Origin of the sequence: Streptomyces sp. NL15-2K (assembly GCF_030551255.1) — a bacterium.
GTDB lineage: Bacteria > Actinomycetota > Actinomycetes > Streptomycetales > Streptomycetaceae > Streptomyces.
Window position 1 is genome coordinate 827752 of record NZ_CP130630.1, and the last position, 13129, is coordinate 840880.

A 13129-nucleotide genomic window follows, 5' to 3' on the forward strand; every position below is an offset into this window, starting at 1 on the left:
GCCGTGTGAGGAGACGGCGCTGCCCGGCCGGAGGTCCGGCCGGGCTGCGGTGGTGTCAGACGGAGAACTCGACCGGCAGGCTGTCGAGCCGGGACTCCCAGGTGGAGGCGGTCGAGGAGAGCTCCTCCGACGACACGGCCAGGCGCAGGTCCGGCAGCCGGTGCAGCAGGACGTTCACGCCGATCTCGATGATGGACTGGCCGATGTTCTGCCCCGGGCACTCGTGCGGTCCGGCGCTGAACGCCAGGTGCGACTGGTTGCCCTGCAGGGCGACGGCCGAGTCGGGCCGTACCTCCGGGTCGAGATTGCCGGCGGCCAGGCCCAGGATGAGCAGTTCTCCCTCCTGGATGTGATGGCCTCCGAGCTCCAGGTCGGCGGTCGCGAACCGGCCCGGCAACACCGACAGCGGCGGGGTCTCCCACATGACCTCCTCCACCACCGAGGAGATGTTCATCTGCCCGCTGACCAGACCCGACAGCCGGGCAGCGTCGGTGAGGACCAGTTGCAGGACGCGGGCCAGCAGGTTGCTGGTGGTGGTGTGCGCGGCGATCAGCACCAGGCGCAGATGGCTGACGACCTCGTCGTGGTCGAGGCCGGCCGGGTGCTCCAGCAGGGCCGTGGCGAAGTCGGAGCCCGGCTCGGCCCGCTTGCGCTCGGCGAGTTCCGCGAGGATGTGCATGATCCGGTCGTTGTGCTCGAGGGCGCCCTCGCCGCCTTTGAAAACGTGGGCGCACGACTCGACCAGGCGTAGCCCGTCCGCCGTGGGAAGGCCCAGGATTCGGGTGAGCACGAGCATCGGCAGGTGTTCGGCGTAGTCGGCCACCAGGTCGGCGCGCCCGGCGTCGGCGAACGCGTCGATCTGTTTGTTCGCGAAGTACGTGGCGTGTCGCCGCACGCCGCGGCTGGACGCCGCGAGCAGCCCGTCCGTGACCGCGCCGCGCAACCGGCGGTGCGGTTCGCCGTCCTGGGAGACGCAGTCGGGCCGCCAGCCGACCATCGGGATCAACGGTGACGTCTCGGAAACACGCCCCTCCCGCCAGTCCCGCCAGATCCGCGCGTCCCGGCTGAACTGGCGCGGATTGTCCAGCACCCGCCGGTTGTCGCGGTAGCCGAGGACCAGCCAGGCGGGGACGTCACCCTCCAGCAGCACCGGCGCCACGGACCCGTGCTCCTTGCGCAGCCGCTCGTAGATGCCGAGCGGGTCGGTCGCCGCCTCCGGCCCGTACAGCCGGGCGAGATCGGCCCCGCCGTGCGCGACCGGGCAGCCGCGTGGGGTGTCGGGGCCGTTTAAGGTCTGGTCGCTCATCGGGACTCCAGTGCGACGGCGGAGCGTTCCTTCAAGTGACGTATCAGGGCGACGAGTACGTCACGGCTGGAGGCCCGGTCGCGGGCGTCGCAGGCCACGACCGGGGTGTGCGGGGAGATGTCCAACGCGTCCCGGATCTCTTCGATGGGGTGCTCCTTGGAGTCCGGGAAGACGTTCAGGGCGATGACGAACGGGACGTTCTGCCGCTCCATCTCCTCGATCGCCCGGAAGCTGGAGGCGAGCCGGCGGGTGTCCACCAGGACGACCGCGCCGAGCGCGCCCTTGAACAGGCCGTTCCACAGGAACCAGAAGCGTTCCTGGCCCGGCGTGCCGAAGAGGTAGAGCACCAGCTGCTCGTTGATGCCGATCTTGCCGAAGTCCAGGCTGACGGTGGTCTCCGTCTTGTCGGCGACGCCGATGAGGTGGTCGACGCCGGCGCTGGCCTGGGTGAGGGTCTCCTCGGTGGTGAGCGGCTTGATGTCACTGACCGAGCGGACCATGGTGGTCTTGCCGGTGCCGAAACCGCCGGCGATCATCACCTTCACCGAGCGGGTGCCCCCGGCCTCCGGGCCGCCGGGATGGTCAAAGCCTTTCAAGTCCACTGAGTACCTCCTCAAGGAGCGCGAGGTCGGGCCCGCGACCCGCGTGGTGCGCCGGGATGGGGTCACGGGCTTCGACGCGGCCTGCCTCGAGCAGATCCGCCAGCAGCACCGCGAGAATGTTGAACGGCAATCCGAGGTGGGCGCCGAGTTCGGCCACGGACAGCGGGTCGCGGCAGCGCCGGAGAATCTCCTCGTGCTCGTGCTGCATGCCCGGGAGGGGGGCGGCGCGGGAGACGATGAGGGTAGCCACGTCGAGACTCGACGCCGAACCGCCCGGTCCGCTACGTCCCCCGGTCAGGACGTAGTAGCGCTCGAGACCGGACGGGTCCGTGGGCCGGCGGGGAGCACTCATCCAGAGTGCTCCTCCAGGCGCGGAGTGGTGCCGAGGAGTTCGCCCATCCTGCGGGCGAGATCCCTCATCTGGTGTCCCAGCAGGCCCTGGTCGAGGCCTTCCCTGGCGAGGACACCGAGATACGTCTCCACACCCGCGCGAACGACGAAGAGGTGGCCGCCGTCGACCTCGATCATCGCCAGCCGCAGCTGCCCCGCGTATTTGGGGAACTGCTCGGCCACCGGCTGGGCCAGCGCCTGCAGTCCGGCCACCACGGCCGCGAAACGGTCCACGTCGTCGGGGTCTTCGGCACCGTAGGAGGTGATGGCCTTGCCGTCGCTGGAGGCCACGAGGGCGAAGCGGATCTCCGGGATGGACTCCACCAGATCGCGCAGCGCCCAGCTCACGTCTGTTCCCTGTTGCGTCATGGGGGCTAGTCGCTCTCTTCAGTGCGGGGCTCTGCGGACTCGCGGCCGTCGGCCGTACCGTCTGCCTCCGTGGGCTCGCGTCCCGCGGTGGCGAAAGCGGCCAGGCCGGTGAAGGACGCGTCCGGCGGGACGGCCAAGACTCCCGTCTCCTCGGTCCGCTCGGTGCGCTCGGCCGACTGGTGCGACACCTCCTCGTTCCGCTTGCTCCTGCGCCGGGGCAGTCCGCCGGGCGTGGTGTCCACGGCGTCGGTCGTCTCGACCTCGGTCTCGACGGCGGCCGGTCCACGGGACGGAGCCGCCGCTGCGGCCTGGGTCACCGGGGCGGTGGCCGCGGGGACCGCCGCGGGCAGCTGGCTGAAGTACTTGTGCGGTACCACGACGACCACGGAGGTACCGAGCCAGGGCGAGTCCGCGAAGGTGACGCGGATGCCGTAACGGCGGGCGAGGGCTCCGACGACTCGCAGGCCGATGCTGGCGTCCTCGGAGATGCCGCCGATGCCCGGGCCGGTCCCGGTGCCCCCGAGGGCGTGCTCGGCCTCGCGCCTCTTCTCCTCGCTCAGGCCCTTGCCGGAGTCCTGGATCTCGATGCCGACGCCGTTGGGGACCTCCTTGCCGGAGACGACCACCGGCTCGGTGGGCGGCGAGTAGCGGGCCGCGTTGTCGAGCAGGTGGGCGAAGATCAGCGTGAGGTGGTCCACCAGGCCGCCGTCGACGCCGAGTTCGGGCAGCTGGCGCACCTCGATCCGGTGGAAGTCCTTGATCCGGCCGATGCCACCGCGCACCACGCTCAGCAGGCGCTGCGGCTCCTGCCACTGCCGGCCGGGCCGGTCCGAGCCGCCCAGCACGCCGATGCTGGCGGCGAGACAGTCGGCGGGGCCGATCTCCTGGTCGAGTTCCATCAGACCGCGGGCGACGGCCGGCAGGCGTCCGTGCTCGCCCTGCATCTCGTGCAGGCGACCGCGGAGCTTGCTGGTCAGCACGTGAATGCGGTTGCCGATGCTGATGACGGCCTGCTCGGCTGAGGTCGACCGGTTGAACTCCTCCTCGACGCCGATCAGGGCGGTCCTGAGGATCTTGCGGAGTTCGGCCTGGAGGTCGGCGTTGACCTTCGCGCACTGGTTGGTGGTGGGCAGGAGGTCGTCGATGGCCTCGCCCTCCCGCAGGCGCTTGAGCGCGTCCGGCAGTTGCTCGTCGGCGAGGCGGGCGACGGCGTCCTGCTGGTGCGCCAGCTGCTCCTGCCAGACCTCGGCCTGGTCGGTGAGCTGGGTCTCGTAGGACTTGGCCTGGTCTGCCAGCCGTTCCTCGTACGCCTGGGTCTGCTCGGCGATGCGTTCCTCGAAGGTCCGCGACTGCTCGACGAGTTGCACCTCGTAGGCGCCCGCCTGGTCGGCGAACTGCGCCTCCTGGGCGGCGCGTTCGGCCGAGTACTTCCGCTCCAGCCCGGCCACGTGCTGCTGCCACTGCTGGGAGTGCTCGGCCTGCGAGGTGCGGAAGGAGCTCTCCGCCCGCTGCAGTTGGCCGCGCGTGCGGACGAGCAGGCGTACGCACACGGCGCCGGCCGCCGTCGCGGCGGCACCCGCGACGGCCACGGTTATTCGCTCGGAGCTCATGAACGTGGCGGTAACCGTCCCGCCGCCTAAGGCCAGCGGCAGCAACCACCAGCTGTACCAGGCGACAGGGGCCCGCGCCGCCGGGGGCGGAGTGGCGAGTTCCATCTGCATCCTTCGAGCAACACGATCGAACGGGGGGGGTGGGCAAGGGGGACCGCACTCATGAGTACGCACCACGAGAGGAGCGACCGCTTATGCGTCAACTCGCAGCGCCGAACGGGAGCTTATCGGGTTTGATGCTGAAAGGATCAATCTGAGGGTCCAGGCGGACGTGAGGGTTCCGTCACTGCCCGCCAGGAACCCACACATCGACAAATGCCCTTACTTACCTGCGGCGTTGTGCCGATGGCCGCCAACCAGGGGCTCTACAACGGTTTCCTCGCGGCGGGCCTGCTCTGGGGCCTGATCGCCGCGGATCCGACCGGCTTCCGCGCCCAGGTGTTCTTCCTGTGCTGCGTGGTGGTCGCGGGCGTCTACGGCGCCGCCACCGCGAACCGCCGCATCCTGTTCGCGCAGGCCCTACCGGGCGCGCTCGCCCTGGGCGCCGTCCTGCTCGCCGGATGAACCGGGAACAGCCCGAGGATCCGCGGGCCGCGCGCACCCGGGCGCGGCTGCGTCGGGCCCTCCTGGACGAGTGCGCCGAGCGCCCCCCTGTCCGGGGTCGGCGTAGCCGCGCTGGTGCGCCGCGCCGGGGTAGCCCGAGCCACGTTCTACCTCCACTACGACGGCTTGGAGGCACTGGCGGTAGAGGCCTGCCCGGACGTCGTACGGGAGGCTGTGGAGGCGCTGCACGCCTGGCGTGGACGGCCCGACCCGGTGCACGCGCCGCCCGCGCCGGCGGAGTTCTTCACCACGCTCGCTCCACATGCCGCGCTGTATCGGGCCATGCCGGCCCCGGGCGGAGGTGGCCCTCTCGGCCGCGTGCTGCACCGGGATCTGCGCGCCTACAGTCTGCGTGAGCGCGAGCTCGCGGGGGCGGCGGACGCCCCGCTGGTGGCTTCGGCGGTCGCCGCCACGTTCGCGGGAGTGCTGGCCGACTGGCTGCACGGACTGCTCGACGCCGGCCCCGAGGACATCGCCGATCAGGTCTGGCAGTTGCTGGTCGCGCTGCACGCGAGCCGGTGACGGGTCACGCGCAGGCCACCGTCTCCCGGGTCCGGGGCCAGGCCTCCACACCGTCAGGTGTGCGGACGTACGCCGTGGATCGGTCGTCGGTCAGCCACAACTCCCGGTCGTCCAGGCGGTATCCGGTGTCGTGGGCGTCGTCGGGCATCCGGACGTCGCCGTCGTACGGGGCGGTGAGCATTTCGCTCTCGAACACGCTCTTGGGATCGCGGACGTACTGGCTGCTGTCCTCACCCCGGCCCAGGTACAGGAAGTGGGCGCTCTGCCAGTCGCAGTGTTCGGGTCCGGCGTAGCTGCTCACGGTGGTGGTCGGGATCCGGTTCCCGTCCTCGTCGGTCCAGATCTCGGCCTTCCAGGAGTCGGTGACACTCGCCGGGAGTTCGGCCGGATCGCAGGCGGCGTGGCTCTCCGGGCCCCAATCCGGCCGGTTCTTCCGGTCCTTGGCGACGACGACCGCGACCTTGGTCCTGCCGTCCACGTCGAAGGAGTACAGGACGCGGCCGTCCGCCTCGCGTTCCACGCGGTAGCCGGACCGGGGGATCTCGCCCTCCAGGTCGAAGTGCAGCTTCAGACCCTCCTCGGGGGTCGATCCGCCGTCGCCCTCGCCCCATTCCTCGCCGCTGCCGCCCGCGTGGACCGGCCCGTCGCACTCCAGCGCCCGCCCCGCGGCACCCGACCCGGTGAGCACGGCCCGCTCGTCGTCCTCGTCCACGGCCTTCATGGGCACGTACAGCGGCCCGCTGTAGGGCGTGGCCGGGGGTGTGCCCCCGACGACCACGTCCTCGACCACGTCCTCCTCGCCGCCTTCGGCACCGCACCCCGTGGCCGCCATGGCCGTCAGTACCGCCACCGTCACGAGCCCTCCGCGCATCCCCACCCCTGTTCTTCGGCCGTTGCTCTGATCCTCCGACGCGGCGGCGACGCGGAACGTTCAGCACAGCCCGGGGTCAGTCGAGTCTGGTCTCGGGGATCTGCACGTTGATCAGTCCCCCGGAGCGCGGGTCGACCGTCAGGCCCCGGCCGGGCTTGCGGTTGCGCAGATTCGCGTGGGTCAGGCGAACGCCCAGGATGTCGCCTTCCATCAGGCTCTGGGGGTCCAGCAGCACGCCCCTGCGCTGCCGTTTCAGGGCACCCAGCCAGCCCATCGCACTGGCCATGGTGTCTCCCGTGGCGGCGGCGGCCACTCCGATGCCACGCTCCCTGCCGGATTCGACCAGGGCACGAAGGTCCCCTTCGATGTCCGGCAGGGTGAACAGGTCGGCGTCGTCGACGAGAACGACGCGGGGATCGCTGCCGGTCCCCAGAGCGGCGGTGAACTCCTGTGCTGTGGGCGTCCGTGTCGTGAGCAGCTGTACTCCCGGATGCCCGTCCAGGGCGCGCAGCGGCGAGTCCCGTGGGGTGAGGACGACGAGCCGGGTCCCGGAGGAGAGCAGGGAGACCGCGAGGCTCGCCAGCGTGGTGCTGCGGCCGGAGCCGGGTGGCCCGGCGATCGCCAGCGTCGGTGGGGAGTCCGCGAAGTCCACGCCCACCGGAGCGACCTCGTCACCGCCCAGCCCCAGCAAGCCCCACATGGGCCGGCGGAACTCCTCGGCCACCTTCTCGTACGCCTCGGTGAAGGCCACCTTCGCGGGCAGCGAGCCGATGCGCACGGGCCGACGGGCGGCGGGCAGCCCCGCGTCGCGGCGGGTGGCCTCGGCGCCGATCGCGCGCAGGGCCTCCGCCTGCTCCTGACCGGATGCCCCGGGCCCGAGCAGGGCCACCTGGATCTCGGTGCCTTCGGAGATCCAGCCCTGTCCGGGCCTGATCACGTCGGGCATTTCCTGCCAGCGTTTGCCCACGGCCTGGTACTCGGTGCGTTCGTTCAGCCGCAGCAGCAGCTTGTTGTCGTTGAGCGAGGCGGCCCGTCCGGCCAGCAGGGCGCGCTCGGACGTGGCGACGACGTGCAGACCCGAGGCGGCGCCTTCCCGCAGCAGGCGGTTGAGCTGGTCCATCTGCCGGCCGCCGTTGTGCTCGGCGATGAGGTCGACGAGCGCGTCCCAGCCGTCGATGAGCAGCAGGACGTGTGCGGGGCGGGCTGCCGTGGGGACGATCTCGCGCAGCTCCGCCAGGTTCGCGGCGTGATGCTGCGTCAATTGTTCCTGGCGCCGCTCCAGTTCCGCGTCGAGCCGGGCGAACAGCCGCTCCAGCCGTTCGAGGTCGCTGCGGGGCACGACGGCTCCGCAGTGCGGCAGCACGCCCAGGGCGGACAGGGCGCCGCCCGCGAAGTCGATGCCGTACAGGTGCACGTCCGCGGCCGAGTGGCCGCGGGCCAGCGCCCCGGCGATGGTCCGCAGGACCTGCGACCGGCCGGAGCGCGGGATGCCGATGACGTACAGGTGCCCGAAGGTGTCGAGGTCCAGCTGGACCGGCAGTTGGGCCTGCGATTCGGGAAGGTCCGACAGGGCCCAGGGCACGGGGGCGAGCCGGGTGCCCTCGGTCGGTTCGGGCTGTGGCAGGTCGTCGATCAGCACCTTCTGGTCGATCGGAGGCAGCCATGGACTGGGCTGCGGGGCGCAGCCGACCAGTTCCGCCGCCTCGTTCAGCGCTTCGACGAGGGCGTTGAGGTCGGTGGGCAGTTCGTCGTCCATGGCGGCGACGGCGGGCTCGTCGACGGGCCCCGGCAGCCCGACGGCACGGCCGAGACGCTGCCACGGCAGTTCGGTCCCCCACATCTGCGGGGTCTCCTCCCCCGTGGCCCGCTGCGGCTGCGCGGCCGGTTCGGCCCCGGGCCGGGTGGCTCCGGCGTACGCGGTCTGGAAGGGGACGACCGTTCCGTGCCCGAGGCGGGCCAGGGCCCGGCCGGGGGTGTTCGGGGAGATGCTGACCGCGTCCTTGGTGTCGATGACGTCCTGGCTCTCGGCGGCGTCGGTGACGCGCAGGGCGATCCGCAGGTTGGTGTTGGCGCGGATGTCGGCGCTGACCACGCCCGCCGGACGCTGGGTGGCGAGGATCAGATGGATGCCCAGTGACCGGCCGCGCTGGGCAATGCTCACCAGGCCGGGGATGAAGTCCGGGATCTCCCGGTACAGGGTGGCGAACTCGTCGATGACGATGACCAGCCGGGGCACGGGCGCGAGCCCCGGGTTGCGGCGGCGCATGCCCTGGTACTCGGGCAGGTCCTTGGCCCCGGCGGCCGCCAGGATGTGCTCGCGGCGCATCAGCTCGGCGGACAGCGAGGTCAGGGCACGCTGCACGAGGTGGCTGTCGAGGTCGGTGACCATGCCGAGGGTGTGGGGCAGCTTGACGCAGTCCTTGAAGGCGCTGCCGCCCTTGTAGTCGACGAGGACGAAGGTCAGCTCGTCGGGCCGGTTGACGGCGGCGAGCGAGGCCACGAAGGTCTGCAGCAGCTCCGACTTGCCGGATCCGGTGGTGCCGGCCACCAGGCCGTGCGGACCGTCCTTCACCAGGTCGAAGGCGGCCGGGCCGTCGTAGCCCGCGCCGATCAGCAGCGAGTTGGACGACGACCGCTCCGTCCAGCGCGCCGCGATCATCCGGCCGCTGGGCTCCGGCAGCCCCAGCAGGTCGAGCAGGCCGACGCTGTCGGGCAGGCCCTCGGAGGCGTCCGGGGTGACGTCGTGGATCGGCGCGATGCCCCGGGCGAGGCGCTCGCACCAGGCGGGTTCGACCAGGTCGGGGCGGATGTGGGGGACGTCGGGCTGTCCGGTGCGGCGCAGGGTCAGCCGCTGGTTCTCGTAGCGGACGACCGCGGTGCACTCCTCGGGGAGGAGGCGTTCCTCGTGGTCCAGGCAGAGGGGGAAGATCCGGACCGCCGGGCCCTCCTTCAGGATGGAGACGACGCCGGGGACGTCGCGCAGGCGGCGGGCGCCGTCCATCACGACGAGCACGTCCGGTTCGCTGAGCAGGGCCTTGCTCATGGTCGACTCGGTGGCCCGCTGGCGGGTGCGCAGGGTGGCGACCAGTTCGGCCACGCGGTTGGCCACCGTCTCGGGGTCGTTGCCGATGAGGGTGGCGGCTCCCCCGCGGGATCCGGGCAGACCGTCCCGGGAGTGCGGCAGCCAGCAGGCCCACTCCCAGGACTCCTGGGACGTCTTGTCGGTCAGGATGACGATCCGCAGGTCACGGGGGGTGTGCAGGGTGGCCGCCTGGGCCGTCATCCATCGCGCCAGGGCCTGGACCGGACCGGTCTCCCCGGCCAGGCCCACCACTGCGCACTGCTCCAGGTCGACGCTGACGGGAGCATCCGGGATGGACCAGTGCACCGCTGTGTGGTTCTCCTCGCGCGCCGAGTCGTCGATGCCCAGCAGGGACAGCTGCTCGGCGGTCCCGATCCGCAGGGCGAGGTGGTCCGGGTCGCCGCGGCGGCGCTCCCACAGCCGGTGGCCCGGGCCGACCGCCCACAGTCCCGCCAGCGCCGGGTCGGGCGCGCTGTCGGTCCGCAGCCGCTGCTCCTTGGCGACCCGGTACCGGACGTCCTCCTCCAGGGAGCCGCGGCGCAGCCGGTAGACGCGGCACTTCTCCTCGTAGTCCTTGCGTGCCTGGCGCCGCCCGCTGAAGTGGTTCGCCGCCATGATCAGCGGCGATACGAGCATGAAGACCAGGTAGTAGTACGAGTTCCAGAAGAGGACCATGGCGATGCCCATGACCATGGGGGCGAACGCCATGATGAGGGGAATGGGCCGGCGCCCGGGCTGCTCGGGGGGTGCGGGCAGCCGGAATCGCTCGGGCGCGAGGTGCGGCAGCATGCGCGGCGGGCGGTTGTAGTCCAGGCCCCCGCCGCCCTCGGACGGCACCACCGCGGCGTCCCTGCGGGTCGGTTCGGCCGACCGCAGCAGGAATTCGCCGACGGCGAGCTCGGCGCCGAGGGGCCAGGACTCCCAGCCGTCGGGGAGGGCGACGGTGCCCCAGGAGGCGTCGGTGTCCTGCTCCTCCTCCGCGTCTTCGTCCTCGTCCTCATCCACGAGGGGGAGCAGGGGGAGGTCGGGCTTGCCTCGGTGTTCCGGCGGCTCCGGGACGGACAGCCGGGCCGTGCCGTCCGCCGGCAGCTCCACGATGGCGGATCCGTCCGGGCGTACGGCGACCCGTATGCCGTCGGCCGGAAGGCCGCGTCCCTCCAGCGGTACGGCGGAGCCCTCCAGGGGGCCGATGCCGTGGGTGCCGACGCCGAGGGCGTACACCCGTCCGGCGTCGGGTCCGCCCACCACCTGCAGTTCCACGAGCGGTGAGTGGTCGACCCGCTGCGGCTGTGGCATCCCGGAGCGCTCGGGCCCGTACTCCGCACCGGCCTGCGGAACGGGGGCTCCGAGGCCGATGACGCTGCCGTCCATGACCGGGGTGGCGGCCAGCGGCGCCCCGGGAGGCAGTACTTCGCCTTCCAGGTAACAGACCGGCGCGGAGGGTGCTTTCGTCGTTGCGGATCCCGTGTCGCCGGCCCGCATCCGGACCAGGTGTTCGGCGAATTCGCGCACGGGTGTGGAGGCGTCGGCGCTCAGCATGACGTCCTGACGGCTTGCGGGGTCGCCGTCGGTAACGGTGGTGATGAGAAGTTTCACGTCTCCCCTTCGGTTCTTGGGGGTGAGCAAAGGGAGTGGGGTGCGTGGCGCGGAACGCCGTACGGCTGCGGGCTACTCGTCGCCGGTGGAGGACGCCTGGTTGGGGCGGGTCCGGGCGGTGGTCGGTTCGGACAGCAGGTCCGGGCCGGTGAGGGTCCGGGCCGGGGCGGCCGGGGCCGCGAGCGCGGGTTCCTCCGTGAGCTCGTGGGGTTCCGGCGCTCGCCGCTCCGGTTGCGTACGCGGTTCGACGGCCGGCTCGACCGGGCCGCGCCGCTCGGGTGCGCGGCGCGAGCGACGCCGGTCCACCCGTACGGCCGCGGCGACGGCCCTGCTCAGCGGGGCGCAGTCCGCGTACAGGCCGAGTTCCGGGGCGGTGACCCGGCCCCGGGCGTCGACGCGGAGGGCCCAGCTGTGCCCGGGCACCGGGCCGTCGACGAGACAGACGACGGTGCCGGAGGCGGCGAGCGCTCCCAGCTTCCGGGCCTGTTCCCGGGTGGGGTCGGCGCAGACCACGACGCCGGTGGTGGCGGTGACCGCCTCCTCCGACTCCTGCGAAAACGTGTCCTGCAGTTCCCGCAGCACGGTGTCGAGCCGCTCCCCGTGGTGGTGGGGGTGAACACCGTCCGTCACGGTCACCGAGGCTCCGCTGCCCGGCCGGTCGAGCTGGGCGGCCAGCGCGTGGAGCAGGCGCGTCCGGGCGGCGGAGTCGCCTTCGACGCTGATCATCCGTGGCCCGGCGGCCAGGTCGAGGTGGACGCAGGCGTCGTCCGCCATGCCGACGGCGACGGGCAGCGGCCGGACCCGGGCGCCGGCACGGGGCACGGCGTCGGGCAGCGCCGCCGTGTGGTCGCCGGTGACAGAGTCGACGGAGATTTCCGAGTTGTCGAGTTCCAGGCACCAGGACTGCGGACCCGGTCCGTCGTCGGTCTCCCACGGAGCGGGGGGTTCGGGCAGCCGCCGGGCGGCTATCTGCACGGCGGCCCACCCCGGCTGAGTCCGCAGCCCGTAGGCGAACGCCCCGGGCGCGGTGCCGAGGGCAGCCCCGGCCGCGTCCAGCAGCCGCCGTACGAGTAGTCCGGCGCGGGGGTCGGACAGCTGACGGGCCAGGGTGCGAACCCCTCGGCGGTGGCGCCGGTACGCGCGCAGCGGCTCACCGAACGCCTGCCGGGTCAGGGCGAGCTCCCTGGCGACGCGTCGCCGGCACCGCCGCCAGCCGCCGTGCTTGCGTACGACGTGCCGCAGCAGGAGGAAGAACAGCAGGAGCACTACGACGGCGACGAGGATCACCGTCCACACCGACTTGTCGGGCTTGGCCAGCGCGATCAGGTGCCCGGGCCCCCGTGCGCCCGCCGTCATGCCGCCACCAGCATGTGCCGAAGGTGGCGCCGGCGCAGCTCCCGCAGGGCGTGGTGGGTGCGGGACTTCACCGTGCCCGGCGGTATGGACAGGGCGTCCGCCGCGTCCGGGCCGGTCCAGCCCAGCACGTAGACGTAGAACAGGATCTCGCGATGAGGCTGGGAGAGGCGGGAGAGGGCGTTCACGAGGAAGCAGCGGTGAACCGCCTGGCTGATCGGGTCGACCGCTTCGGCGTGGGTCTCCAGAAGCTCCTGGTGGAACTCGGGGCGCGTCTGCTCGCGTCGGGTCCAGTCGACCACCAGGTTGTGGGCCACCCGGAACAGCCAGGCCCGCGACGCGGACCAGCCCGGTGGCTGGTCCGCGGAGCTCAGCCAGGCGCGCAGCAGCGTCTCCTGGACGAAGTCCTCGGCTCGCTGCCGGTCGCCGCGCAGCAGTCCGCTGACGTAGCGCAGCAGCGGGCCGTGGTGCCGTTCGTAGAGCTCACGGACAAATCCGTCGGCGGTGGGAGCGTTTGCACCACGTCTGTGAGAGCTCCCGGCGGCGCGGGAGCTGGTCGTGGGCGTTCTCATGGGTGCCTCCCCCAGTGCCGGCGTCGCTGTCGTGAGCCGGTCGGGTAGTGCGCCGCGCGTGCGGCATAGCTGAGCAGGGTGATTCGGGGTATTCCCCGGGGTGACCAGCACGTTCACGAACGGAACGAGCGGTTCCTATTGGGGCGTGAGTCTATGTGCGCTGATCCGACTTGCAAGAGGCTTCGAGGTGAACGTGGAGTTCTACATGAGAACGTGACCAGCGCATATAGGACGACATGCCCCAAGGGGTGCC

The 13129-nt window shown here is 71.9% G+C and carries 9 protein-coding genes and 2 pseudogenes; 2 read left to right on the top strand and 9 right to left on the bottom strand.

The annotated features are described in order from the left end of the window. Positions 1-55: 55 nt before the first annotated feature. The 5 genes from Q4V64_RS03385 to Q4V64_RS03405 are packed head-to-tail and all read right to left on the bottom strand — an operon-like array spanning position 56 to position 4382. Positions 56-1306, bottom strand: a complete 1251-nt coding sequence (locus Q4V64_RS03385) for a cytochrome P450 (protein ID WP_124437096.1) — start codon at positions 1304-1306, stop codon at positions 56-58. Then, positions 1303-1908 carry an ATP/GTP-binding protein gene (locus Q4V64_RS03390; RefSeq protein ID WP_124437097.1) on the bottom strand — a complete coding sequence of 202 codons (606 nt, stop codon included), beginning with the start codon at positions 1906-1908 and terminating at the stop codon, positions 1303-1305. The genes Q4V64_RS03385 and Q4V64_RS03390 overlap by 4 nt, the downstream gene beginning before the upstream one ends. Then, positions 1889-2260: a DUF742 domain-containing protein gene (locus Q4V64_RS03395; protein ID WP_124437098.1), complete on the bottom strand. Its 372-nt coding sequence runs from the start codon at positions 2258-2260 to the stop codon at positions 1889-1891. Before Q4V64_RS03395 ends, Q4V64_RS03390 begins: the two co-directional genes overlap by 20 nt. Beyond that, the gene (locus Q4V64_RS03400) at positions 2257-2667 is read right to left on the bottom strand and encodes a roadblock/LC7 domain-containing protein (protein ID WP_015655861.1); all 411 of its coding nucleotides are present in this window, start codon (positions 2665-2667) and stop codon (positions 2257-2259) included. Before Q4V64_RS03400 ends, Q4V64_RS03395 begins: the two co-directional genes overlap by 4 nt. 5 nt (positions 2668-2672) lie before the next feature. Then, complete coding sequence (locus tag Q4V64_RS03405; RefSeq protein WP_124437099.1) at positions 2673-4382, bottom strand: ATP-binding protein; 1710 nt, start codon at positions 4380-4382, stop codon at positions 2673-2675. Between the two features lie 240 nt (positions 4383-4622). Between Q4V64_RS03405 and Q4V64_RS03410 the strand changes: the two are divergent. Beyond that, positions 4623-4841: pseudogene (locus tag Q4V64_RS03410) on the top strand (DUF1304 domain-containing protein); the annotation flags it as partial. Then, positions 4838-5402, top strand: a pseudogene (locus Q4V64_RS03415) (helix-turn-helix domain-containing protein). The pseudogenes Q4V64_RS03410 and Q4V64_RS03415, both read left to right, overlap by 4 nt. 4 nt (positions 5403-5406) lie before the next feature. Here Q4V64_RS03415 and Q4V64_RS03420 read toward each other — a convergent pair. The 4 genes from Q4V64_RS03420 to Q4V64_RS03435 all read right to left on the bottom strand — a co-directional run bounded on the left by Q4V64_RS03420 (position 5407) and on the right by Q4V64_RS03435 (position 12876). Beyond that, complete coding sequence (locus Q4V64_RS03420; RefSeq protein WP_124437100.1) at positions 5407-6273, bottom strand: hypothetical protein; 867 nt, start codon at positions 6271-6273, stop codon at positions 5407-5409. A 76-nt stretch (positions 6274-6349) separates the two neighbouring features. Next, positions 6350-10951, bottom strand: coding sequence for an FtsK/SpoIIIE domain-containing protein (locus Q4V64_RS03425; protein ID WP_253266664.1), 4602 nt, complete (start codon positions 10949-10951; stop codon positions 6350-6352). Between the two features lie 72 nt (positions 10952-11023). Continuing rightward, complete coding sequence (locus Q4V64_RS03430; protein WP_124437101.1) at positions 11024-12307, bottom strand: hypothetical protein; 1284 nt, start codon at positions 12305-12307, stop codon at positions 11024-11026. After that, positions 12304-12876 (bottom strand): sigma-70 family RNA polymerase sigma factor, encoded by a 573-nt coding sequence (locus tag Q4V64_RS03435; protein ID WP_124437102.1) that lies wholly within the window; start codon positions 12874-12876, stop codon positions 12304-12306. The genes Q4V64_RS03430 and Q4V64_RS03435 overlap by 4 nt, the downstream gene beginning before the upstream one ends. Positions 12877-13129 lie beyond the last annotated feature (253 nt).

Bases quoted from the DNA above. Each gene is read 5' to 3' on its own strand.
- Q4V64_RS03385 (WP_124437096.1), bottom strand. From the start codon at position 1,306: ATGAGCGACCAGACCTTAAACGGCCCCGACACCCCACGCGGCTGCCCG.
- Q4V64_RS03395 (WP_124437098.1), bottom strand. From the start codon at position 2,260: ATGAGTGCTCCCCGCCGGCCCACGGACCCGTCCGGTCTCGAGCGCTAC.
- Q4V64_RS03400 (WP_015655861.1), bottom strand. From the start codon at position 2,667: ATGACGCAACAGGGAACAGACGTGAGCTGGGCGCTGCGCGATCTGGTG.
- Q4V64_RS03405 (WP_124437099.1), bottom strand. From the start codon at position 4,382: ATGGAACTCGCCACTCCGCCCCCGGCGGCGCGGGCCCCTGTCGCCTGG.
- Q4V64_RS03420 (WP_124437100.1), bottom strand. From the start codon at position 6,273: ATGCGCGGAGGGCTCGTGACGGTGGCGGTACTGACGGCCATGGCGGCC.
- Q4V64_RS03430 (WP_124437101.1), bottom strand. From the start codon at position 12,307: ATGACGGCGGGCGCACGGGGGCCCGGGCACCTGATCGCGCTGGCCAAG.
- Q4V64_RS03435 (WP_124437102.1), bottom strand. From the start codon at position 12,876: ATGAGAACGCCCACGACCAGCTCCCGCGCCGCCGGGAGCTCTCACAGA.